Raw genomic sequence first — 770 nt, forward strand, 5'->3', positions numbered from 1 at the left:
CGACCGCCCAACTGAAGGCAGCGGAGATCTTGCTGAAGTAGCATAATTACGACAACGCTCAACCAGGCCCTTGGACGCCGACCAGGGCTGAGAAACGCCCCGGTGCGGGTCAAGGGCGCAAGCCGTTGGCGAGAAGGAAAATCATGACTGAAGATTATGAAAATCCAGAGGTAGAGGAACGGTGGTGTGCTGAGCAGCGTGCCCAAGTTGAGGAGTACCTGAAAGAGCAAAAAGTTGACCACGGAGAGATTGGGGAGTGGCCAGCATGGCATGTGGCGCCATACGTTGCGATCTGGGCAATAGAAAGCAAGAAAAGCCCTGGCTGGGTTGGGTGGTGGACCATTTCCGGAGACTTGCCGACAGACTATATTTCAGCGGAGACAGTAAAACATCCAAGAGACGCAATGCGAATGATTGCCGAAGTATGGAGAGAGGTTTCAGGGTACATGTTACGAGGCGAATCTCATCCAAATATCAAAATCGGAACGAAAGAGGATTGGCCAGTGCTTGGAGACCTCCTCAAAAGACGTTCAGAACTTCTAGAACAGTTTGCAGAGGATGACTCTGTCTGGGAAGAATAATCGCCAACAAGACAGTTGGACACCGCCCGCCCGAAAAGACTGGGCTGGCGGGTCAACTGCCGAGCCGTTATACAGGACGAAAAATGAAGAAACTTCGCCTAATCCTGATTGTCATCTTAATTTCTGCTGTAAGCTTGTTCCTGTTCAAGAGCCACTTTGATAAAAAAAATAAAGAGGCTGAAGTTTCTG

General features: G+C 50.1%; 1 protein-coding gene. It reads left to right on the forward strand.

Annotation, left to right across the window (positions count from 1 at the left end; genetic code table 11):
• The first annotated feature begins 143 nt into the window (after positions 1 to 143).
• Positions 144 to 581: a DUF4826 family protein gene (locus tag ML541_RS18825; protein WP_243375612.1), complete on the forward strand. Its 438-nt coding sequence runs from the start codon at positions 144 to 146 to the stop codon at positions 579 to 581.
• Positions 582 to 770: the final 189 nt, after the last annotated feature.

This window comes from Geotalea sp. SG265, assembly GCF_022808985.1.
Classification (GTDB): Bacteria; Desulfobacterota; Desulfuromonadia; order Geobacterales; family Geobacteraceae; genus Geotalea.

Bases quoted from the DNA above. Each gene is read 5' to 3' on its own strand.
- ML541_RS18825 (WP_243375612.1), top strand. From the start codon at position 144: ATGACTGAAGATTATGAAAATCCAGAGGTAGAGGAACGGTGGTGTGCT.